Raw genomic sequence first — 22,407 nt, forward strand, 5'->3', positions numbered from 1 at the left:
GTGCTGCGTCTTCTCTCGTTTTCCCTGTTCCTCGCGACGTGGTGGATTGCAGCGCTGTTCGTCGGCGGCGCAAAGCTGCCCTCCCCGCCTGCCGTGCTCAACGTCATCATCGCGGAAGCATCGAGCGGCGCCCTGTTCCTGCATCTCGGCGCCACGCTGGCGCGCGTCGCACTCGCCTTCGTGCTGGCGATGTCGCTCGGCAGCGCCATCGGCTATTTGATGGGACGGGTGAAGCTCGCCGACCGGCTCGGCGATCCCTGGCTGATCCTGCTCCTGAACCTGCCGGCGCTGGTCGTGATCGTGCTGGCCTATATCTGGGCCGGCCTGACCGAAGCGGCCGCGATCGCGGCGATCGCCATCAACAAGCTGCCGACCGCCATCGTCACCTTGCGCGAGGGCACCCGCGCGCTCGACCGTTCGCTCGACGAGATGGCCACCGTGTTCGCGATGCCGCGCTGGCGTGCGTTCCGCCACGTCGTGCTGCCCCAGCTTGCGCCCTATATCGCAGCCTCGGCCCGCTCCGGATTGTCGCTGGTATGGAAGATCGTGCTGGTCGCCGAGCTGCTGGGACGGCCGAACGGCGTCGGCTTCGAGATTGGCGTCGCCTTCCAGCTGTTCGACACGCCGCGACTGCTGGCCTATTCGCTCACCTTCGCGGCCGTCGTGCTCGTCATCGAAACCTTGCTGGTGCAGCCGTTCGAAGCCCGCGCAACACGGTGGCGGCCCCGTGCGGCTTGAAGTCGATATCTCCGGAAAGACATTCAGGAGTGCCGCGGGCGAAACGCACGAGGTGCTGGCCCCGGTCAGCTTCGCGCTTCAATCCGGTGAGGTCGGCGTTTTGATCGGCCCCTCCGGCTGCGGCAAGAGCACGATGCTGCGCATCATCCTCGGGCTCGACCGCGATTTCCACGGGACCATCGCGCGTCCACCGGAGGCGCGGATCGGGATGGTGTTCCAGGAGCCGCGGCTGCTGCCGTGGCGCTCGGTCGAGCAGAATGTGCGGCTTGCGGCCCCGGACATCTCCGACGCGAAGCTGTCGGAGCTTTTCAGGATCCTGGAGCTGGAAGCGCATCGCAGCCACTTTCCCGGCGAATTGTCGCTGGGACTCGCCCGGCGCGTCGCGCTGGCCCGCGCCTTCGCGGTCGAGCCCGATCTGCTCGTGCTCGACGAGCCCCTCGCCTCGCTCGACGACGCGCTCGCGGGCCGCCTGCGCGACGAGATCGCGACGCTGGTCGCAAGCCGCCCCATGATGACGCTGCTCGTCACCCACAGCCTCGACGATGCGATCCGCCTCGGTGACCGCTTGTTCTTCCTGTCGCCGCAGCCGGCGCGAATTCTGGCAGAGGTGCCCATCAGCATCCCGCGTGGCGCACGCGGCGACGCAGAGATCGCCACGATCAAGGCGGGCCTCTTGGCGAGGACCCAAGGTGAACATGGCGGCGAACGCGACGGACGTGATGCCTCATAGGCAGCCAGGCAAAGCGCGTGCTAAATATGGCCGGTAGCGGAGCCTGATGATGAAGCGAATGGTCGCCCTCATGACGCTTGGCCTCGCTCTCGTCGCGACCATGGCGAGCGCGCAGGACATGATGCGTGACGTCGACCTCACGTCACCCGCGATGGTCTCCGCGGAAATGAGCCGTCAGGAGGTCGAGGCCATCCTGGCCAAAGCCAGCGCCGGGGCGCCGGCCGATTTCACCGGCAAGCGGTTGTCGGGGCTCGACCTCTCGGGTCTCGATCTTTCCACGGCGATTCTCCGTGCGGCACGACTCAACAAGACAAAACTCGCCGGTGCCCGTCTTGATCAGGCGATCCTCGATCAGGCGTGGCTGCTGAACGCTGATCTCGCCGGTGCGAGCCTGAAGGGCGCCAATCTGTTCGCCTCGCAGATGGCGCGCGCGCGTCTGGACGGCGCGGATCTGACCGGTGCTCGCATCGCGGCCGACCTCACCGGCGCAAGCCTGCTCGGCGCCTCGATTGCGGACGCGCATCTTGGCGCCGATATGCGCAACCAGTCGATGGGGCTGATGCGCGCCGTGCTGCGATCCGCCAATCTGGAAGGGTTGAACGCGCGCAACGCCGACCTGTCGCGCGTCGATCTTGAATTTGCCTCCCTCAAGGGAGCCGACCTGACCGGCGCGTCGCTCAAAAATGCTCAGCTCGGCGGCGCCGACCTGACCGGAGCCACCGTCACTGACGCCGATTTCGAGGGCGCCGATCTTGCCTCGGCGAAGCTGATCGCGCCGATCGGCCTTGACCGCGCCAGGAATTTCGACAAGGCAAAGAACCGCGAGCGTCTGATCAAGGAATAACAGGCGCGCCTTTGGGAGGATCGGCTGATGCGTTGGTTTCTGGCTTTGATCGCGTTGTTGACGTTGGCCGGCGAAGCCGCAGCCCAAAGCAAGGGCAAGGGCATCCGGCTCTGGAATCTGACGACGGAGACGATCTCCGGCTTCCAGCTCTCGCCCGCCGGCAAGACCGAATGGGGGCTGAACCAGTGCCTGAACGACAAGGACAAGGAGGTCGACCACGACGAGCGGCTGCGCATCACCGGCGTCGAACCCGGCCGCTACGACGCCAGGGTCAGCTATCCCAATGCGCGGCAGTGCATCGTCCGCGACATCGAGATCAAGGCCGACGCGGTGTTCTCGATCGCCGACAAGGATCTGAAGGACTGCACGAAATAACGAAGGCGGCTTACGCCTTGTCGTTCGGATGCGGATATTCGCAGCGCCACCGCACCGCCTGCCACTTCGGATGGTCGCCAACCCATTGCGCGATATAGGGCGGCGCGGCCATCACGCATTGCCTCGGGGACCCCGCAAAGTTGAACACCAGATGCTGCTCCTCGCAGGTCGCAGGCGAGAGCACCGCACACACAGTCACCACCAGGTCAATCGGGTTCATGCCGGGATCCTGTCGCAAGGGGACAATGGAGATTAGCACGAAAGATTACGTTCCGAGGAGCGGGAAGTTTCAAACGTACAGGATGTTCCCGCTCCCAGCGCGTGGGGAGAGGCGGAACAAACACCTAGAAGTTTACTCCGAACACCAATCGTGCCTGATGACGCTCGAAATTGACGAGGTCGAGATTGCCGCCTGATCCGGCCGGGCGGCCCCAGGCCTGCATGCTCCAGCTCAGGGTGAGCCGCGACTTCTCCGATAGCTGGAAATAGGCGGTCGGACCGACAAACAGCGCCTGCCCCGAGAGCTCACCGAGGCCGATGCCCTCGTACTGGCGAAAGTAGCGCATCTCCCCGCCGAGCAGAAAATTGGGGCGCACGCGCACCAAGGCGCCAAAGGCCGCGCCGATCGTCGAGCTCTTCTCGGACACTCCCGCCACCTCGAAGCGCGCCCATTCCGGCTGATAGATCAGGTTGAGCGCTGCGATGGCGTAGTTCGGAATCAGCTGACGGTCGAAAGCGAGCGTGAATTCGGAGCCGTACATCCGTCCCTTCGCGCCGCTGGTCTCGTCGATGCGATCGCCATGGAGTTCGGCGGCGACAGTCAACCCGAATGGCGCGCGCTCGCGGTCGAGCAGGCGGTAACGCAGATCGAGCGAGGCACCCTGGAAATTGAACTGGCGGCGGTCGTCGATATCGGGGACGCCGGTGATGTCGTGCAGCGTGGCGGTGCCGCCGACCTCGACACGGAAGTTCGGCAGCGGCACGACCTCGATCTCGACCTCCTGCTGGAGGGCGCGATAGGTGCCGCCGCCCTTGCCGAAGCTTCCTGTCGTTTGGGTCTGGAATTCCCGCTCGCCGGGATTGCCGACGTCGGTGCCGATCATGAAGCCGAAGATGTGCTCGGTATCGAAGCCCTCTTCGGCACTGACACACGCCGGTGCAAGCGCAACACCGAACGCAATTGCCGTCCAGATCGTGTGGGCTCCAATGGGCATTGCGAACACTACCACGGCTTCGACGGCGTTCGCCATCGAAGCCGTGGCAGGTCGTCAGTCTTACTTGCGCGCAGCGCAGGCGTACATGTTGATTTCCATGCCGACCGGCACTTCCACGATCTTCGGAGCTTTCCAAGCCATTCGGGTCTCCCAAGGGTATTGAGCGCGACATCGCGCGGGGCAAAACCTAGGGCTGCGTCAGGTGCAGCGCAAGCCTGGAATCGAAGCGCAAACACAGCGAACCGTCGCATTGTGCTCGCGAATTTCCCTCTCGGGCAAATCGCCTTCGCTCCCAGTCAAGCGTCACATCTCTCACCGCAACAATCGCAGCAGCGCGCGGCCGGCGCGCGAGTTCAGCTCCTTCGCATCCAGCGTTCCGTCCTTGTCGGGATTCGCCGCGTTGAAGCGCTGCTCCACCACCGCGAGATATTCGTCGAGCGTGAGAGTCCCGTCGCGATCGGGATCGGCGGCGGCGAGTTCTTTCGCCGTTAACCGTCCGCGCAATTCGCGCGCGTCCAGCGTGCCGTCGTGATCGGGATCGAGCTTTGCGAACAGCGCAGCGGCCGCCTTCTTCACCTCGGCGAGATCGAGCGTGCCGTCATTGTCGGTATCGAACATCTTTACGGCGTTGCCGGAAGCAGCCCACGCTGGACCGGACAGCACTGCAATCGTGAGCGCAAGCGCAACTGAGCGACGTGAAATCATCAAACCCTCCTGACCAGACCCCCGATTCGCACGGGATCGAAACGACATAAGTCTACAAGCGAGCCCCGGTTCAAGTCCGGAATTGCAACCGGCGCACCGCACAACTCGCGGAACCCGACGGCCCGAGGAGAGCGGCCGAAGCCGGCACCGCTTCATGCCACGGAATTTTTTCAGCGTCTGCGCACAAGTGAAAGTCGGTTGTCAGGTTTCCGTCAGGTGACCGGCATCTGGCATCCAACATATCGGCAACGCACTTACGACTTTCGTATTGACGTGTTTTGCGTTCGGGCGGAGTGTTGCTCCCGCAGCGTCAAAAGGCGCGCATATTGGGAGGAACGGATGAAACGCTTTGCGATGGCCGCGAGCCTCGTCATGCTTGCATCAACTTGTGCGAGCGCACAGACCACCGAGCAACTGGTCAAGGGCGCGACCGATACATCGAACGTTCTCAATTACGGGATGGGCTACAATCTGCAGCGCTTCTCGACGCTGAACCAGGTCAACAAGGACACCGTCAAGAATCTCGTCCCGGTCTGGAACTACAGTTTCAACGACGATCGCAGCGAGGAATCGCAGCCGCTGGTGTACCAGGGCGTGATCTACGTGACCTCGCACAACGCCACCATGGCGGTCGACGCCAAGACCGGCAAGCAGATCTGGAAATCCAAGGTCGAGTATCCCGCCGAGACGCCTCGCATCGTCTGCTGCGGCATCATCAACCGCGGCGCCGCGCTCTATGACGGCAAGGTCTTCCGCACCACGCTCGACGCCAACGTGATCGCGCTCGATGCCAAGGACGGCAAGGAGCTGTGGCGGCAGAAGGCGGCCGACATCAAGGAAGGCTATTCGATGACGGTGGCGCCGCTGGTCGCCGACGGTGTCGTCATCACCGGCATCTCCGGCGCCGAGTTCGGCACCCGCGGCTTTATCGACGGCTGGGATCCGGCGACGGGCAAGCATCTCTGGCGTACCCATTCGATCCCCTCGCCCGACGAACCCGGCGGCGACACCTGGAAGGGCGACACCTGGAAGCTCGGCGGCGGCTCGACCTGGATCACCGGCTCCTACGATCCCGAGCTCAACACGGTCTATTGGGGCATCGGCAATCCCGGACCGTTCAACTCGGCGGTGCGTCCCGGCGACAACCTCTACACCTGCTCCGTGCTGGCGATGGATCCCAAGACCGGCAAGATCAAGTGGCACTACCAGTTCTCGCCGAACAATCCGTTCGACTATGACTCGGTGGCCGAGATGGTCCTCGCCGACATGAATGTCGAGGGCAAGCCGACCAAGGTGCTGATGGACGCCAACCGCAACGGCTTCTTCTACGTGCTCGACCGCACCAACGGAAAGCTGCTCGCGGCCAATCCTTACGTGAAGGTGAATTGGGCGACCGGCATCGACATGAAGACCGGCAAGCCGATCGAGACCGACGTCTCGAAGGACGCGCGCGACGGCAAGAAGGTCACCGTCTATCCGTCGATCCTCGGCGGCAAGAACTGGGAGCCGATGTCGTTCAATCCGCAGACCGGATTGGCCTACGCCAACACGCTCGCCTTCGGCGGCAGGTACAAGACCGAGCCCGTCACCTTCAAGCAGGGCGAATGGTATCTCGGCATGGACCTCACCGACCTCTGGGAGTGGGGTGACGGCCCGCGCGGTCATCTGAAGGCGATCGATCCCATGACCGGCAAGGCCAAGTGGGAAGCGCCAAGCGACATCCCGCGCTTCTCGGGCGTGCTGTCGACCGCAGGCGGCGTCGTGTTCTCGGGCGCACTGACAGGCGAGTTCGAAGCCTTCGATGCCGACACCGGCAAGAAGCTCTGGCAGTTCCAGACCGGCTCCGGCATCGAGGGGCAACCGGTGACCTGGCAGCAGGATGGCGTGCAGTACGTTGCCGTCACCTCCGGCTATGGCGGCGTCTACTCGCTGTTCTCCGGCGACGAGCGGCTTGCCAAGGTGCCGCCCGGCGGCTCGCTGTGGGTTTTTGCGGTCAAGCAATAACCACGGCCCGATGCTGAAGGACATATCTCACAAGACGGTGGCGACGATCGCCACCGTCGCGGTGCTGACGGTCGCGCTTGCGGCGACCGTTCGTGCCGCGGACGATGCAACCGGCAATCCCGTGCAGGCACAGATCGACCATGGCAAGTCGACCTATGCTTCGAAATGCTCGCACTGCCACGGCCCCAACATGATGAATTCCGGCACCATCACGCCGGACCTGCGCGCCTTTCCCGACGACAAGACGCGCTTCGTCACCACGGTGAAGAACGGCAAGAACAACAAGATGCCGCCCTGGGCCGATATTTTGAGCGACGACGAGATCGGCAATCTCTGGGCCTTCGTCTCGAGCAGGAGAAAGCCATGAGACCCTGGCTCGCCGCATGGAGCCTTGCCGCGACCCTCGCGGCGGCGACCACCGCCGCGCGCGCGGCCGAGGAGCCGCTGAAGGTTTGCCTCGATGAGGATCGGCCTCCGCTCTCAATGCATCACAAGGGCAAGCCGGATGCCGGCTTCGATGTGCTGCTGGCGCAGGCGATCGCGGACCGGATCGGCCGGCCGCTGAAGATCCAGTGGTTCGAGAGCAAGCTGGACGAGGATTCGAGCCCGCAGCTCGAGGCCAACGCCTTGCTCTCCGATGGGCGCTGCTCGCTGGTCGGCGGCTATGCGCTGACGACGGATTCCCTCGTCAAGCCCGGCATGAAGACGGCACGCTTGCCGGATTTCGCCGGGGCCACGCGCGACGACCGGCGCCGCCGCGTCGCGCTCGGCGTGCTTGCGCCCAGCCAGCCTTACGTCTATTCGCCGATGACGGTGGTACTCGGGCCGAAAGCGCAGGGCCGCAAGATCGACGACATTGGCGACCTCGCCGGCCTTCGCCTTGCGATCGAGAGCGGCTCGCTGGGCGATGCCATCCTGATGACCTTCGACAAGGGACGCCTGATCGACAGCATCACCCATCTCGTCCCCGGCCGCGACGATCTCCTCGGCGCGCTCCAGCGCGGCGACCATGACGCGACGCTGATCGACCTCGGCCGCTTCGATGCCCACCGCGCCGCGCACCCCGGCACGACGATCACCGCGTCGGGCTATTATTATCCGATCGGCGCCAATCGCGGCTATGTCGGGCTCGCCAGCGACGGCGCACTGATCGACGCGGTCAACAAGGCGCTGACCAGCCTTGCCGCCGAGGGCAAGATCGCCGAGTTCGGCAAGCAGGCCGGCCTCACCTATCTGCCGCCGCGCGAGCCTGCCGTGCTCGGCGATGTCTGGGCGAAGATCATTCAAAGGTGACGGTCTCGTGTCCCGGACGCGGTGCGGCACGCAGTGACGCTCCGCAGAGCCGGGACCCAGGAGGCTACGCAATTCGCTGCGGCATAGGCCCCGGCTCTGCAGCGCACCGCTGAAGTGGCGCTGCGCTGCGTCCGGGGCACAGATAACAATCGTCATTCCGGGGCGTCCGTAGGGCGAGCCCGGAATCCATTTCTCCGCAGCGCATGCGGCCGATGGATTCCGGGCCTGCGTGCTTCGCACGCATCCCGGAATGACGGCGGGTGTGGCTCGCGGCGTCTCACTTCGTATAATGCGGCCGGTCATTGGGCCATTTGGTGAAGTCGTGAGTGCCTCTGCCACAAACTTGCGCGATCTCCTCTCCCGCGAAGTCAAGACCAGCGAGCTCCTGCGCGCGCTGATCGTCGTCGGCCCGATGGTCGCCGCCTATTTCATCGCGCGCGAGACGGCGCTGCTGAACCTCGGGCTCGTCGCGGTCTCGCTGCTCATTCCGGCGCTCAGGCAACACTTTCCGCCAAAAGTCGTCGCGTGGCATTATCTCGCCATCCTCGTCACCTTTGCCGCGCTTTTCCTTGCAGCTCCGGTCAAGCCGCTATTCGTGGTGCTGACGGCACTCGCAGGCTTCCTTGCGGTGGCGGGGACGCGCTACGGCGAACATTTCCGCACGCTCGGCAATTGGGTGTTCATCCCCGCCGTCTATCTCGCCTGCGAGGTGCGGGAGGGCGTGAGCGCCGAGGAAGCAATACGTCATGCCGGCGTGATCGTCGCCTCCTCCCCGATCGCGCTGGCGCTCGTCTGCGCTATCCAGGCTTACGACCAGCGGCAGCGCGGCGATGCCGCGACCTCGTTCGGACCGCCCGCGGCCGAATGGTTTCCGCCCGCAGCGGCAACCGCCATGGCCGTCTTTGCCGCAGCCGCCCTGGTCGAGATCTTCAACCTCGCGCAGGGGCAATGGGTGATGTGGTCGGCCGCAAGCGTCGTGGTCGGCGACCTCACGGCGTCCACCGGCAAGCTAAAGCAGCGGGCGATCGGCGCCTTCGTCGGCGTGCCGCTCGGCTTTCTCGCGGGCCTTGCCCTGCCGGAAAGCCGCGTCGGCTACGCCATCGCGATTCTCGCGGCCACCCTCACCCTGATCTCGTTCTCCCGCTACATCGTCGGCTTCGGCCTGCGCTGCTTCTTCATTGCGCTCGCCGCATCCTTTGCCGGCGGCGCCAGCGGCATCGCCGAGGAGCGCATCGTCAACGTGCTGATCGGCGGTACGTTCGGCCTGACTGCGGTGGCCCTGACCGAGATCGTCTGGCTGCGGGTGATGCGGAAGACCCGATCACCCGGATGACGCGCAAACGGCACCGCGCGGCCTTGTCGAATGCGCCAATCTGTCTCGCCTACCGCCCATGGCGGCGCCAGCCTGATGCAGTAGGGTCGGCAAAAATCAGGAGGGAATCATGCCCGCAAAATTCGATCGCCGCCACTTCATCGCCGCCGGTACCAGTGCACTCGCGATGCCCTTCGTCGCGCGCGGCGCCTCGGCGCAAGGCACGTCGCAAGGCACTTGGCCGTCGCGGCAGATCCGCATGATTTGCAGCTATCCCGCCGGCGGACAGACCGATTTGCTCGCGCGCGCCTATGGCGAATTCATCTCCAAGCAGGTCGGCAAGACCGTCGTGGTCGAGAACAAGCCCGGCGCCTCCGGCGCGATCGGCACGGCAGAGGTCGCCCGCGCCGAGCCCGACGGCCATACCATCCTGTGCTCGATCTCGACCACCTACATTATGAACCGGGTCGTGATGAAGAATCCCGGCTACGACATGGACAAGGATCTGACGCTGGTCAGCGTCATTCCGGGCGCCGGCCTGTTGCTGGTCGCGAACCCCAAGACCGGGGTCAAGACGCTGGAGGATTTCGTCGCCTTCGCGCGCAAGAGCGGCAAGGTCAACTTCGGCACCTATAGCGCGGGCTCGGCCCCGCACATGACGATCAACGAGCTCAACAAGCAGTACGGTCTTTCCATCGAGCCGGTTCACTACCGCGGCGAAGCGCCGATGTGGACGGGGATGCTGGAAGGCACGCTCGATGCCGCAATGGGCAGCTACACGGCGGCGCAGTCCGTCCTGCAAAGCGATCGCGGCACCGTGTTCGCCGTGCATTCGAAGAAGGTCGACGCGATCCCCGCCATCAAGACCCTCCCGGAGCAGGGCGCAACGTCAAAATTCTTCACCGTGAGCGGCTTCTCCGGCTGGGCCGTGCCGAAGGCGACGCCGCAGCCGGTGGTCGACCGCCTGGCGGAGCTCTGCGTCGCCGCCAACAGCGATCCGAAGGTGAAGGAGGTTCTCGCGACCTTCGTGCTCGAGCCGGCAATCGGCTTCAAGGAGACCAATGCCCTGTATCAGCGCGAGTTGCCGATCTGGATCGAGAGCGCGCGGTCGCTCGGCCTCGAGCCGGCCTGAACCCTGCGCGGCGCACGGGGCTGTCCCATCGGAGCCCGGCATCCGACCAAAGCCTAGTGTTGGAACCGCGTTTTCCCGCTATGATTGTGCGCCGGTGCCGGAACCCCTCACCGGCGGACAAGAAAGGCCGATCGCATGACACCGGATGGCGTCGCCGTTGCCGTCATGATCATCCTGCTCTTTCCGATGGGCTATTTCACGCTGGCCTCGCCCGCCTTCCTGCTGGTGAAGCTCGATATCCAGCCCGTCGCCCAGCTATTGCGTGGGATGTTCAATGCCCATTTTCTGGTGATGCGCGTCGCCGGCGTGATTGGGGCGCTGGCTTTCCTGCTCGACGGTCGCCTGGTCGCCGCGATGGGCGTCGGCCTGCTCGCGGCCCTGGCGATCTGGGGACGCCGCTGGTTCATGCAACGGATGGACGACCAGCTCCGCGCGAGGGACGCCGGAGATGCCGAGGCTCCGCGTCGGCTGCGACGCCTGCATTGGAGCGGAATGCTGGGAAACGCGGTCCTGCTCGTCGCTCTCGTGACCAGCATTCCCTACGTCGCCATATCGGCCTGAGAGATATCGCCGCGCGGCCTGCGCCGACTGCGGCGCTCGCCTAATGCTCGCCCGAGGCCGCGGCGCCCTGCTGGGCCTTGTGGATCGAGGACGGCACCACGCCAAAATATTTCCGGAACACGCGGCTGAAATGCGATGAGCTGGAGAAGCCCCAGGAGAAGGCGACGTCGGTGATGGTCTTGCCGCCGTGCGCCTCGAGCTCCTGGCGGCAGTTCTGCAAGCGCGCCTGCCAGATATAGTCGCTCACCGTGGTGCCGCGCTCGGAGAACAGCATGTGCAGATAGCGCTTGGAGCAGCCGAGCTCGGCGGAGATCTGGTCGATGCACAGATCCGGATCGCGCAGGTGCTCGCGAATGAAGAATTGCGCGCGCACATACATCGCCTCGGGCCCGACGCGATCGAACATCGTGTCCGCTTCGCGCAACGGCAGCAGCAAGAGGTCGATCAGCGAATCGGCGACACCGACCGCGCTGTTCGCCGACAGCTTGGCCGCCTCGTCGAAGGTGGCATGGACGAAATCATGGGCGATCCTCCCCGTCCCGGTCTTCGCCGACAATTTGCAGGCCGGCATCCGCTGCGACGGGAATCCGCGGTCGCGCAGCAAGGCCTTCGGCACGATCACCACGTCGTGGCGGGTGAAGGCGGGGCTGATGATCGAATGCGGACAGGAGACGTCATAGGCGATGATGTCGCCCGGGTTCAGCTCGATGTGGCGGCCCTCCTGCTCGAAATAGGACACGCCGTAGGTCTGGAAGTGGATCTTGATGTACGGGTGTTCGTTGGCCTTGGCGCGCGCCAGCGTGTGCGCGATGCGATGCTGGCTGACCTCGATCTGGCAGAGCTTCAGGCGCGAGACGCTCGTGTAGTCGATGCGGCCCTCGAGCGAGGACGCCTCGAGCGGATCGACGTCGAAATGCCCACACAGGCTTGTCAGCCCGTCGATCCAGCTCTGGATCTGCCGCTTCGGCGTCAAACCGGTCGTCGAGAGCGTGTGAATGGTGTCGGACATTAATCCAGCCGCTGGTTTCATCTGGAGATTCGACGCGAATCGCAACCAGCGCTGCCGGAGCCCTCAGCCATGATTGCGTGACGTTTACCTCGAATTTGAGCGGTCTGTTGCAACGAGCGCGATCGTTCCATTGCCACCCTTGACGGTTAATCCTCCGCCTTAGTTGCAGCGCCGTCAAGGGGAACCTGAGCGTCGAAGGCGGTCGCGAAGCCGCGCGGAAGCCGCTGAATTCGCTACTGCAAAATCAAAAACTTCGCGTCCGTGCGCTGTCAAGCAAACCGGCTTCCCTCTTGGGCAAGTTTCCCGATGACGAAGTCGTTAGGGATTGCGGCAGGAACAACAAAAACGGGCCTCTCCTGCACGTGGACCCGTAGCTCTCATCCGGAGGAGGAAACAGCACAGCATCGTTTCTGGTCCCAAACGTGACCGCCCTGCACGAGCAGACGCCGGACTAGAAGCCCGGTGATTAAGCAATGCTTCGGAAACAATAAACGAGACCAACGGAGGAATGACTATGCGCAAGGTGCTAATGGCGACCTATCTTGGCTCCGCGGCGATGCTCGCCGTCGGCAGCGCGTCAGCCAATGACGAGCTGATCAAGATGTCGCAGAATCCCAAAGACTGGGTGATGCCGGCGGGAGACTACGCCAATACCCGCTATTCGAAGCTGAACCAGATCAACGCACAAAACGTAGGCAAGCTCCAGGTCGCCTGGACCTTCTCCACCGGCGTGCTGCGCGGCCACGAAGGCGGCCCGCTGATCATCGGCAACATGATGTACGTCCACACGCCGTTCCCGAACAAGGTCTACGCTATTGACCTTTCCAACGAGAACAAGATCGTCTGGAAGTACGAGCCGAAGCAGGATCCGAACGTCATCCCGGTGATGTGCTGCGATACGGTTAACCGCGGCCTGTCCTACGGTGACGGCAAGATCATCCTGCATCAGGCCGACACCAACCTCGTCGCGCTCGACGCCAAGACCGGCAAGGTCGAGTGGTCGGCGACGAACGGCAACCCCGCGAAGGGCGAGACCGGTACGTCGGCGGCGCTGGTCGTCAAGGACAAGGTCCTGGTCGGCATCTCCGGCGGCGAGTTCGGCGTGCAGTGCCACGTCACCGCTTACGACCTCAAGAGCGGCAAGCAGGTCTGGCGCGCCTTCTCCGAAGGTCCGGATGACCAGATCAAGGTCGATCCGGCCAAGACAACGTCGCTCGGCAAGCCGGTCGGAGCCGATTCCTCGCTGAAGACCTGGCAAGGCGATCAGTGGAAGATCGGCGGCGGCTGCACCTGGGGCTGGATGTCCTATGATCCCGCTCTGAACCTCGTGTATTACGGGTCGGGCAACCCCTCGACCTGGAATCCGAAACAGCGTCCGGGCGACAACAAGTGGTCGATGACCATTTTCGCGCGCGACGCGGACAGCGGCATGGCCAAGTGGGTCTATCAGATGACGCCCCACGACGAGTGGGACTATGACGGCGTCAACGAGATGATCCTCTCGGATCAGCAGATCAACGGCCAGCCGCGCAAGCTGCTGACTCATTTCGACCGTAACGGCCTCGCCTACACGATGGACCGTGAGAACGGCGAACTGCTGGTCGCCGAAAAGTACGATCCGAAGGTGAACTGGACCTCCGGCGTCGACATGGACAAGAACTCGGCGACCTATGGCCGTCCGAAGGTGCTCGACGCAGCGTCGACCGACAAGGCCGGCGAAGACCACAACGTGAAGGGCATCTGCCCGGCCGCGCTCGGTACCAAGGACGAGCAGCCGGCAGCCTACTCGCCGGACACGCAGCTGTTCTACGTTCCGACCAACCACGTCTGCATGGACTACGAACCGTTCAAGGTGAGCTACACCGCGGGCCAGCCCTATGTGGGTGCGACGCTCTCGATGTATCCGCCGCAGGGTGAAACCCACATGGGTAATTTCATCGCCTGGGACGGCAAGACCGGCAAGATCGTCTGGTCGAACAAGGAGCAGTTCTCGGTCTGGTCGGGTGCGCTCGCAACCGCCGGCGGCGTGGTGTTCTACGGCACGCTCGAAGGCTACCTGAAGGCGGTCGACGCCAAGTCCGGCAAGGAGCTCTACAAGTTCAAGACTCCCTCCGGCATCATCGGCAACGTCACGACCTATGAGAACGGCGGCAAGCAGTATGTCGCAGTGCTCTCCGGCGTGGGCGGCTGGGCCGGTATCGGTCTGGCAGCTGGTCTGACCGATCCGACCGCCGGTCTCGGCGCAGTCGGTGGCTACGCGGCTCTCAGCAACTACACGGCACTCGGCGGTACGCTGACCGTGTTCTCGCTGCCGGCGGCGAACTAGCCTCACCTTCGTATCGCTCCGGCGCGTGGATCAACTCCACGCGCCGGCTCGTCTCCACCGAACGCCTTCGAGGATCATCTCTTGCGTAAAATCTGCTTTGTCATCGCTGCGACCATCTTCGTGACCTCGGGGGGAATTGCCGTTGCGGACGGTCCGGGCGACCCGACCGCCGTCAAGAAGGAAGACGACGGAAAGTGGCTCGATAAGGAAGGAAACCCGACCTACAAGATTTCGGCCGACGGCACCGTGGACTGGTTCACCTATTCCGGATATCGCCGCTATCATTCCGACTGCCACGTCTGCCATGGCCCCGACGGCATGGGATCCACCTACGCACCGTCGTTGAAGGATTCGGTCAAGACCATGAGCTATGGCGACTTCCTCGGCGTCGTTGCCTCCGGTCGCAAGAACATCTCGACCGCGCAGGAGAACGTCATGCCTGCCTTCGGCGACAACCCGAACGTCGCCTGCTACATGGACGATCTCTACGTCTATCTGCGCGCCCGCTCCGACGAGGCGTGGGGCCGTCAACGTCCCTCCAAGAAGGAGGAGAAGAACGAGACCTACACCAAGGCGGAAGACGCCTGCATGGGCAAGAAATGAAGGTTACCAGGACCGATACCACCTCGTGGCGTCCTGCGAGAATTTGAGGAGTTTACGATGAAGACACGTGCCGCCGTTGCTTTCGAAGCCAAGAAACCACTCGAGATCGTCGAAGTCGATCTGGAAGGACCGAAGGCGGGCGAAGTCCTGGTCGAGATCAAGGCGACGGGCATCTGCCATACCGACGCCTACACGCTCGACGGCTTCGACAGCGAAGGAATCTTCCCGTCGATCCTGGGTCATGAGGGCGCCGGTATCATCCGCGAGATCGGACCGGGCGTGACCTCGGTGAAACCGGGTGACCACGTCATCCCGCTCTACACGCCGGAGTGCCGGCAGTGCAAAAGCTGCCTGAGCCAGAAGACCAATCTCTGCACCGCGATCCGCGCGACGCAGGGCAAGGGCGTGATGCCTGATGGCACCAGCCGCTTCTCCTACAAGGGCAAGCCGGTCTACCACTACATGGGCTGCTCGACCTTCTCGAACTTCACCGTGCTGCCGGAGATCGCCGTGGCCAAGATCCGCGAGGACGCGCCGTTCGACAAGAGCTGCTACATCGGCTGCGGCGTCACCACCGGCGTCGGCGCGGTCGTCAACACCGCGAAGGTCACGCCGGGCTCCAACGTGGTCGTGTTCGGCCTCGGCGGCATCGGCCTCAACGTGATCCAGGGCGCCAAGATGGCCGGCGCCGACAAGATCATCGGCGTCGACATCAACGACTCCAAGGAGGATTGGGGCCGCCGGTTCGGCATGACCGAGTTCGTCAACCCCAAGAAGATCACCGGCGACATCGTCGCGCATCTGGTCAATTTGACCGACGGTGGCGCCGACTACACCTTCGATTGCACCGGCAACACCACCGTGATGCGCCAGGCGCTGGAAGCCTGCCATCGCGGCTGGGGTACCTCAATCATCATCGGCGTTGCCGAATCCGGCAAGGAGATCGCCACCCGCCCGTTCCAGCTCGTCACCGGGCGCAACTGGCGCGGCACGGCCTTTGGCGGCGCACGCGGCCGCACCGACGTGCCCAAGATCGTCGACTGGTACATGAACGGAAAGATCCAGATTGATCCGATGATCACCCACGTGCTCAAGCTCGAGGAGATCAACAAGGGCTTTGACCTCATGCACGAGGGCAAATCCATCCGTTCAGTCGTCGTGTTCTAGTTCGAAAGCGTCACACCCAAGGAGGATCGACCCATGACTGTTGCACTCCATCCCTCGATCGATAACGGCGTCAAACAGGGCAGCGGCAACTTTGCCGGCGGCACGCTGGTCTGCAAATGCACGGACCACCCGGTCAAGGTCGCGGTGAAGGGCGACGTTGCCCACAACCACGCCTGCGGCTGCACCAAGTGCTGGAAGCCGCAAGGCGCGAACTTCTCGGTGGTCGCCGTGGTGCCGCGCCAGAACGTCAGCGTGACCGAGAACGGCGACAAGCTCCAGATCGTCGATCCCTCGGCGGTGATCCAGCGCTACGCCTGCAAGGCCTGCGGCACGCACATGTACGGCCGCATCGAGAACAAGGGCCACCCGTTCTACGGCCTCGACTTCATCCATCCCGAGCTGTTCCAGGAGCAGGGCTCGCAGGCGCCGCAATTCGCCGCCTTCGTCTCCTCCGTGATCGAATCCGGCGTGAAGCCGGAACAGATGGCAGGCATCCGCTCGCGGCTGAAGGAAATCGGGCTCGAGCCCTATGACTGCCTGTCGCCGGCGCTGATGGACGCGATCGCGACCCACGTGGCGAAAGCCAAGGCTGCCTGACAAGGCTGCCTGACAAGGCCGCCAGACCTTCGCCGTGCCCGTCCGCTCGCTGGCCCCGACCATCGCCAGCGAGCCGGACGGTCCGGTCCCCGACCAAATCGCTGCGATGCCTCCGCTTCGCACGACGCAAGATGCGAGGGCCATGAGCTCCTCAGATGAGCTCCTCAGTCCTGGTCTCTGAATGACTGCGCAGTGCCGCCCACTTCCCCCTCGAAGTCCGCGCCTCTGCGTTTCTCCCTCCCTTGACTGAGGCATCCTGCTTCGTCCGCGCAGTCTCTGCCGGACGAAGCTTTTTTGGTCGTGCACATTCCGCAGGCGCAGGGGCGTAATGCCGCGCCCTGCTTTTGACAAACCTTGGTTGCAATCCTTTCCCGTCAAGAACACCCGGCTGTGAACGCCGGGCCGAGGCGATCTCTGCTATGATTGCGTCGTGACGATGCCGCGACGTTCAATCAATCAAGAATAAAACGGGAGGTATCGAGCACATCCGGACATTGCGATTCGTATTCCAGCCGCCCGCCGGGATCTGCCCGCGCGGGGCGACAGGCGAGGATGCGGGCGTGACGACGCACGGACCATTGCGCCGGCCGAGGGCGGCGCGTTCAAAATCACAAGCTTATGAAGAGCGAGGGACGATCATGATCAAGGTGAAGATCAACGGCCAGGAACAGAGCTGGGACGGCGACCCGGATCTCCCGCTACTCTGGTTCTTGCGTGACGAGGCCGGGCTGACCGGCACCAAGTTCGGCTGCGGCCAGGCCCTGTGCGGCGCCTGCACCGTCATCGTCGACAAGGAGGCCGTGCGCTCCTGCATCACGTCGATCAACGACGTCGCCGGGCGCGAGGTGACCACCATCGAAGGGCTGCATCCGAACGGCGACCATCCCGTCCAGAAGGCCTGGCGCCAGGTCAACGTGCCCCAATGCGGCTTCTGCCAGGCTGGCCAGATCATGCAGGCCGCAGCGCTGCTGATGGAGAATCCCAAGCCGTCACACGACCAGATCCGCGAAGCGATGGCCGGCAACATCTGCCGCTGCGGCTGCTACCAGCGCATCGAGAACGCAGTCCATCTCGCATCGACGGGAGTGTGACATGAACTTCATCGAGAACCCGACGAAGCTCCGTGGCTTCGAAAAGAACCTCAAGGTCGAGAAGGTCTCGCGCCGCAGCATCCTGAAGGGGCTCGGCATCACCGGCGGCTTCGTGCTCGCCGCCCCCGTAATGTCACGCCAGGCCTTCGCCTATGAGACCGGCGCCGGCAAGATGCCACACGGCGTCGTGGTCGATCCGCGCGTCTTCGTTGCGGTCGCGCCCGACGGCACCGTCACCATCCTCGCCCACCGTGCCGAAATGGGCACCGGCGTGCGCACCAGCCTGCCGCTGATCGTGGCCGAAGAGATGGAAGCCGACTGGTCCAGGGTCAAAGTGCAGCAGGCCCACGGCGACGAGGTCAAGTTCGGCAACCAGGACACCGACGGCTCCCGCAGCACGCGGCATTATCTGATCCCGATGCGCCAGATCGGCGCCTCCGCCCGCACCATGCTGGAGCAGGCCGCGGCCAAGCGCTGGGGCGTGCCGGCGACCGAGGTCAAGGCCGTCAATCACGAGGTCGTCCACAGTGCCAGCGGCCGCAAGCTCGGCTTCGGCGAGCTCGCCGCGGACGCAGCCAAGCAATCGGTGCCGAGCATCGAAGGCCTCAAGCTGAAGGACCCCAAGGACTTCCGTTATCTCGGCAAGGGCCAGATCGGCATCGTCGATCTCCACGACATCACCACCGGCAAGGCGCGCTACGGCGCGGACGTACGCCTGCCCGGCATGAAATATGCTGTCATCGCACGCCCGCCGGTGACCGGCGGCAAGCTGGTCTCGTTCGATCCGGACGCGGCGCTGAAGGTCCCCGGCGTCGAGAAGGTGATGCAGGTGCGCGGCTGGCCGTGGCCGTCGAAGTTCCAGCCGCTCGGCGGCGTTGCGGTGATCGCGCGCAACACCGGCGCGGCGATCAAGGGCCGCGACGCGCTGAAGCTGACCTGGGACGACGGCGCCAACGGCAAATACGACTCTGTCGCCTATCGCAAGGAGCTCGAGGAAGCCTCGCGCAAACCGGGCCTCGTCGTACGCCAGGAGGGTGACGCAGACGCTGCGCTGAAGGGCGCCGACAAGGTCGTCGTCGGCGAATACTATCTGCCGCACCTCGCCCATGTCAGCATGGAGCCGCCGGTGGCGGTCGCCGACGTCAAGGGCGACAAGGCGGAGATCTGGGCGCCGGTGCAGAGTCCCGGCGGCACCCGCGAGGACGTCGCCAAGACGCTCGGCATTCCCGAGGACAACGTCACGGTGAACGTCACGCTGCTCGGCGGTGGTTTCGGCCGCAAGTCGAAATGCGACTTCGCGCTCGAGGCCGCACTGCTGTCGAAGGAGCTCGGCGCGCCGGTGAAGGTACAATGGACGCGCGAGGACGACGTCCGTCACGACTTCCTGCACACCGTCTCGGTCGAACGGATCGAGGCGGGACTCGACAAGAACGGCAAGGTGATCGCCTGGCGCCACCGCAGCGTGGCCCCGAGCATCGCCTCGACCTTCGCCGCGGGTGCAAACCACCAGGCCCCCTTCGAGCTCGGCATGGGCCTTGTCGACATGCCGTTCGAGATCCCCAACATCTCCTGCGAAAACCCGGAAGCAGCGGCGTTCACTCGCATCGGCTGGTTCCGTTCGGTCTCGAACATCCCGCGGGCCTTTGCGGTGCAGTCGATGGTCGGCGAGATCGCGCAGGCGACCGGGCGCGACCAGAAGGAGACGCTGCTCGCGCTGATCGGCAGCCCGCGCATCGTCAAGCCGGCGGTGAAGGACATGTGGAACTACGGCGAGCCCTATGACAGCTACCCGATCGACACCACGCGCCTGCGCAAGGTGGTCGAGCTGGTCGCCGAGAAGGGCGAATGGGGCCGTCAGGTGCCGAAAGGCCACGGCCTCGGCATTGCCGTGCACCGCAGCTTCGTCAGCTACATCGCGACCATCGTCGAGGTGGCCGTCGACGAGAAGGGCAAGCTGACCGTGCCGCGGGTCGACACCGCGATCGACTGCGGCACCTATGTCAATCCCGAGCGCATCGCCTCGCAGATGGAAGGCGCGGCGATCATGGGGCTGAGCGTCGCCAAATACGGCGCGATCACCTTCAAGGACGGCAAGGTGGAGCAGAAGAACTTCGACGACTTCCAGGTCCTCAGGATGGATGAATCTCCTCTTGTAACCAACGTCTACATCGTCCCGCCCGGACCCGACACGCCGCCGAGCGGCGTCGGCGAGCCCGGTGTTCCGCCCTTCGCACCCGCGCTGATGAACGCGATCTTCGCCGCGACCGGAAAGCGTATCCGCAGCCTTCCGCTCGGCAAGCAATTGGAGGCTTGAGACGGAACATTGAGCGGCCTCGCGCCGTTTCCATCGATCTGACAGGAGCAGATCGATGACCAACATCTCAAAGGCGCTCGCAGTCTCGTTGCTGTCGGGCGCCTTTTTCATGACGACCACGGCTGCGTTCGCTCAAAGCAACACCACCCCGCCGACCACCGCCACGCGCCCCACCGCGCCAGAGCAGAACTCGCTTCCCAACGCCGGCGCCCCGCCCCCTTCGACCACGCAGACCACCGGGCAGACCAGCTCCGATCCGAAGGTTCAGGAGATGAACCAGAAGGAAAAGGACAAGGTTGATCGGCAGGGGAAGTAGCGGTTCAGCGCCTGCGCCCACAAACCGCCGCTCGCCGTCATGGCCGGGCTTGTCCCGGCCATCCACGACCTCTGCCGCGGCACGAAGAACGTGGATGCCCGGGCCTTCGCCTCGCCGAAGCGGCTTCGGCCGCGCAGGCGGGACAAGCCCGGGCATGACGAGTTCGTGGCGCGAGCACCGCACACGCAAAATGCGGCGGACGTTGCCGTCCGCCGCATTTGCCCCCTTGACGCTCCGCTTCCTTCGATCCGTCCGCGGAGCTTATTTCTTCAGCGCGAAGACCCAGATGACGCCGCCCTGCGGCACATTGGATTCGATGCCGATATTGTTGGTCGCGAGCGCATCCTGGATGCGCTGGGCGTCGACGCCCCATCCGGACTGGATCGCGATGTATTGCGTGCCGTCGATCTCATAGGACGACGGCATGCCCATGATGCCGGAGTTGGTCTTCTGCTCCCACAGCAGCTCGCCGGTCTTGGCATTGAAGGCGCGGAAGTTGCGGTCGTTGGTGCCGCCGACGAAGACGAGATCGCCTGCGGTCGCCGTCACCGAGCCGAACAACTGCGACTTCGGGAAATTGTGCTGCCACACCTTCTTGCCGGTGACGGGATCCCAGGCCTGAAGCTCGCCGAAATGATCCGCGCCGGGCTTGGTCTTCAGGCCAATGTCTTCCGGCTTGGTGCCGAGCCAGAGCTCGCCGGGCTTGAGCGGAAGCTTCTCGCCGGTAAAGCCGCCGCAGAAATTCTCGTTGGCGGGCACGTAGACGAGGCCTGTCTTCTGGCTGTAGGCCGCCGACGGCCAGTCCTTGCCGCCCCACAGCGACGGACAGAACTCGACGCGCTTGCCGACGGCCGGCTTGTGATCGGGATCGACGATCGGCCGTCCGCTCTCGGCATCGATGCCCTTCCAGACGTCGGTGGAGACGAACGGCCAGCCGGCGACATAGTTGATCTTGGTCGGCGTGCGCTCGAGCACCCAGAAGATCGCGTCGCGGCCGGGATGGACCAGGCTCTTGATGTTGCGCCCATTGCGTTGCAGGTCGATCAGCATCGGAGCTTCGACCTCGTCCCAGTCCCAGGAATCGTTCTGGTGATACTGGTGATAGGTCTTGATCTTGCCGTTGCTGGGATCGAGCGCGAGCACCGACGAGGTGTAGAGGTTGTCGCCGGGGTGCATCTCACCGGGCCACGGCGCGGCATTGCCGACCCCCCAATAGATCGTCTTGGTGTCCTTGTCGTAATTGCCGGTCATCCAGGCCGAGCCGCCGCCGTTCTTCCAGTCGTCGCCCTGCCAGGTGTCGTGACCGGGCTCGCCTTCGCCCGGAATGGTGTAGGTCCGCCACAGCTCCTTGCCGTCCTTGGCATCGTAGGCGGCGACATAGCCGCGCACGCCGAACTCGCCGCCGGAGCCGCCGACGATGACCTTGCCGTCGATGATCAGCGGCATCAGGGTCATGTACTGGCCCTTCTTGTAATCCTGCACCTTGGTGTCCCACACCACCTTGCCGGTCTTGGCGTCGAGCGCCACGACGTGGTCGTCGGTGGTGGCGAGATAGAGCTTGTCCTCCCAGAGGCCGACACCGCGACTGGTCGGATGCAGCTGGAACAGATCGTCGGGGAGCTGCCGCTTGTAGCGCCAGTACTCGTCGCCGGTCTTCGCGTTCAGCGCGATCACCTGGCCCATCGGGGTCGCCACGAACATCACGCCGTTGTTGACAATCGGCGGCGCCTCGTGGCCTTCGACCACGCCAGTGGCAAACGTCCAGACCGGCGTGAGATTCTTGACGTTCGAGGTGTTGATCTGGTCGAGCGGGCTATAACCCTGCCCGTCATAGGTGCGCCGATAGAGCATCCAGTTGCTGGGTTCCGGATTTTCCAGCCGCTGCGCGGTGACGGGAGAATAATTCTCGATCGGGCCGGCGCCGGCCGCGGTCGAGGCAAGACACGTGAAGGCGACGAAGCCGGACAGTAACCATTGCTTCCTGGTCATGGACGTTTTCATGGACGTTCCCCTTTTTCATCCGTTTGAATTCTTGTTTTGAATTCTTGTCGTTCGTCCCGTCGTCCGCCCTCGGCG

The 22,407-nt window shown here is 64.2% G+C and carries 23 protein-coding genes; 17 read left to right on the forward strand and 6 right to left on the reverse strand.

Translation table 11 applies throughout. The features are described from left to right. From ACKWRH_RS32400 to ACKWRH_RS32415, 4 genes are read left to right on the forward strand one after another with little or no spacing between them, the layout of a single operon-like run. Positions 1–738, forward strand: coding sequence for an ABC transporter permease (locus ACKWRH_RS32400; RefSeq protein ID WP_038957639.1), 738 nt, complete (start codon positions 1–3; stop codon positions 736–738). Then, a complete protein-coding gene (locus ACKWRH_RS32405) occupies positions 728–1,468 on the forward strand; it encodes an ABC transporter ATP-binding protein (RefSeq protein ID WP_445216822.1) in 741 nt (246 codons plus the stop codon). Before ACKWRH_RS32400 ends, ACKWRH_RS32405 begins: the two co-directional genes overlap by 11 nt. Positions 1,469–1,526: 58 nt before the next feature. After that, complete coding sequence (locus ACKWRH_RS32410) at positions 1,527–2,312, forward strand: pentapeptide repeat-containing protein (protein ID WP_445216823.1); 786 nt, start codon at positions 1,527–1,529, stop codon at positions 2,310–2,312. A 27-nt stretch (positions 2,313–2,339) separates the two neighbouring features. Further along, positions 2,340–2,687, forward strand: a complete 348-nt coding sequence (locus ACKWRH_RS32415) for a hypothetical protein (protein WP_445216824.1) — start codon at positions 2,340–2,342, stop codon at positions 2,685–2,687. Positions 2,688–2,697: 10 nt separating this feature from the next. On the opposite strand, the gene ACKWRH_RS32420 is transcribed toward ACKWRH_RS32415, so the two are convergent. From ACKWRH_RS32420 to ACKWRH_RS32435, 4 genes are all read right to left on the reverse strand, one after another. Beyond that, positions 2,698–2,907 carry a hypothetical protein gene (locus tag ACKWRH_RS32420; RefSeq protein ID WP_014493627.1) on the reverse strand — a complete coding sequence of 70 codons (210 nt, stop codon included), beginning with the start codon at positions 2,905–2,907 and terminating at the stop codon, positions 2,698–2,700. Between the two features lie 124 nt (positions 2,908–3,031). Further along, positions 3,032–3,937 carry a hypothetical protein gene (locus ACKWRH_RS32425; protein ID WP_445216825.1) on the reverse strand — a complete coding sequence of 302 codons (906 nt, stop codon included), beginning with the start codon at positions 3,935–3,937 and terminating at the stop codon, positions 3,032–3,034. A 24-nt stretch (positions 3,938–3,961) separates the two neighbouring features. Further along, entirely contained in the window at positions 3,962–4,042 is an 81-nt protein-coding gene (gene pqqA, locus ACKWRH_RS32430) for a pyrroloquinoline quinone precursor peptide PqqA (RefSeq protein WP_012029362.1), read from the reverse strand. 171 nt (positions 4,043–4,213) lie between these two features. Continuing rightward, entirely contained in the window at positions 4,214–4,606 is a 393-nt protein-coding gene (locus ACKWRH_RS32435; RefSeq protein WP_063981985.1) for an EF-hand domain-containing protein, read from the reverse strand. Positions 4,607–4,945: 339 nt separating this feature from the next. On the opposite strand from ACKWRH_RS32435, the gene ACKWRH_RS32440 reads away from it, so the two are divergent. The 6 genes from ACKWRH_RS32440 to ACKWRH_RS32465 all read left to right on the forward strand — a co-directional run bounded on the left by ACKWRH_RS32440 (position 4,946) and on the right by ACKWRH_RS32465 (position 10,908). Then, on the forward strand, positions 4,946–6,610 hold the full coding sequence (locus ACKWRH_RS32440; RefSeq protein ID WP_354114032.1) for a methanol/ethanol family PQQ-dependent dehydrogenase: 1,665 nt from the start codon (positions 4,946–4,948) through the stop codon (positions 6,608–6,610). A 10-nt stretch (positions 6,611–6,620) separates the two neighbouring features. Then, a complete protein-coding gene (locus ACKWRH_RS32445) occupies positions 6,621–6,977 on the forward strand; it encodes a c-type cytochrome (protein WP_014493623.1) in 357 nt (118 codons plus the stop codon). After that, positions 6,974–7,903: an ABC transporter substrate-binding protein gene (locus tag ACKWRH_RS32450; protein ID WP_445216826.1), complete on the forward strand. Its 930-nt coding sequence runs from the start codon at positions 6,974–6,976 to the stop codon at positions 7,901–7,903. The genes ACKWRH_RS32445 and ACKWRH_RS32450 overlap by 4 nt, the downstream gene beginning before the upstream one ends. A gap of 322 nt (positions 7,904–8,225) precedes the next feature. Continuing rightward, positions 8,226–9,236, forward strand: a complete 1,011-nt coding sequence (locus ACKWRH_RS32455; RefSeq protein WP_445216827.1) for an FUSC family protein — start codon at positions 8,226–8,228, stop codon at positions 9,234–9,236. Positions 9,237–9,345: 109 nt separating this feature from the next. Continuing rightward, positions 9,346–10,347, forward strand: coding sequence for a Bug family tripartite tricarboxylate transporter substrate binding protein (locus ACKWRH_RS32460; protein ID WP_445216828.1), 1,002 nt, complete (start codon positions 9,346–9,348; stop codon positions 10,345–10,347). Positions 10,348–10,482: 135 nt separating this feature from the next. Further along, positions 10,483–10,908, forward strand: a complete 426-nt coding sequence (locus tag ACKWRH_RS32465) for a hypothetical protein (protein WP_445216829.1) — start codon at positions 10,483–10,485, stop codon at positions 10,906–10,908. Between the two features lie 40 nt (positions 10,909–10,948). Here the strand turns inward: ACKWRH_RS32465 and ACKWRH_RS32470 are convergent, their stop codons facing one another. Further along, positions 10,949–11,917, reverse strand: coding sequence for a helix-turn-helix domain-containing protein (locus ACKWRH_RS32470; protein WP_014493617.1), 969 nt, complete (start codon positions 11,915–11,917; stop codon positions 10,949–10,951). Positions 11,918–12,431: 514 nt separating this feature from the next. Here ACKWRH_RS32470 and xoxF5 point away from each other — a divergent pair. From xoxF5 to ACKWRH_RS32505, 7 genes are all read left to right on the forward strand, one after another. Then, positions 12,432–14,243, forward strand: a complete 1,812-nt coding sequence (gene xoxF5 / locus ACKWRH_RS32475) for a lanthanide-dependent methanol dehydrogenase XoxF5 (protein WP_445216830.1) — start codon at positions 12,432–12,434, stop codon at positions 14,241–14,243. An 81-nt stretch (positions 14,244–14,324) separates the two neighbouring features. Continuing rightward, positions 14,325–14,846 (forward strand): c-type cytochrome, methanol metabolism-related, encoded by a 522-nt coding sequence (locus tag ACKWRH_RS32480; RefSeq protein ID WP_014493615.1) that lies wholly within the window; start codon positions 14,325–14,327, stop codon positions 14,844–14,846. Positions 14,847–14,903: 57 nt separating this feature from the next. Beyond that, positions 14,904–16,013, forward strand: coding sequence for an S-(hydroxymethyl)glutathione dehydrogenase/class III alcohol dehydrogenase (locus tag ACKWRH_RS32485; protein ID WP_014493614.1), 1,110 nt, complete (start codon positions 14,904–14,906; stop codon positions 16,011–16,013). 33 nt (positions 16,014–16,046) lie between these two features. After that, complete coding sequence (gfa, locus tag ACKWRH_RS32490; protein WP_014493613.1) at positions 16,047–16,610, forward strand: S-(hydroxymethyl)glutathione synthase; 564 nt, start codon at positions 16,047–16,049, stop codon at positions 16,608–16,610. Between the two features lie 638 nt (positions 16,611–17,248). After that, positions 17,249–17,701, forward strand: coding sequence for a (2Fe-2S)-binding protein (locus tag ACKWRH_RS32495; protein ID WP_014493612.1), 453 nt, complete (start codon positions 17,249–17,251; stop codon positions 17,699–17,701). Position 17,702: 1 nt separating this feature from the next. After that, the gene (locus ACKWRH_RS32500) at positions 17,703–20,015 is read left to right on the forward strand and encodes a molybdopterin cofactor-binding domain-containing protein (protein WP_445216831.1); all 2,313 of its coding nucleotides are present in this window, start codon (positions 17,703–17,705) and stop codon (positions 20,013–20,015) included. Between the two features lie 55 nt (positions 20,016–20,070). Further along, complete coding sequence (locus ACKWRH_RS32505; RefSeq protein ID WP_028151274.1) at positions 20,071–20,331, forward strand: hypothetical protein; 261 nt, start codon at positions 20,071–20,073, stop codon at positions 20,329–20,331. Between the two features lie 261 nt (positions 20,332–20,592). Here the strand turns inward: ACKWRH_RS32505 and ACKWRH_RS32510 are convergent, their stop codons facing one another. After that, positions 20,593–22,320 (reverse strand): methanol/ethanol family PQQ-dependent dehydrogenase, encoded by a 1,728-nt coding sequence (locus ACKWRH_RS32510; RefSeq protein WP_445216832.1) that lies wholly within the window; start codon positions 22,318–22,320, stop codon positions 20,593–20,595. Between the last annotated feature and the right edge of the window lie 87 nt (positions 22,321–22,407).

Source organism: Bradyrhizobium sp. Pa8, assembly GCF_052588265.1.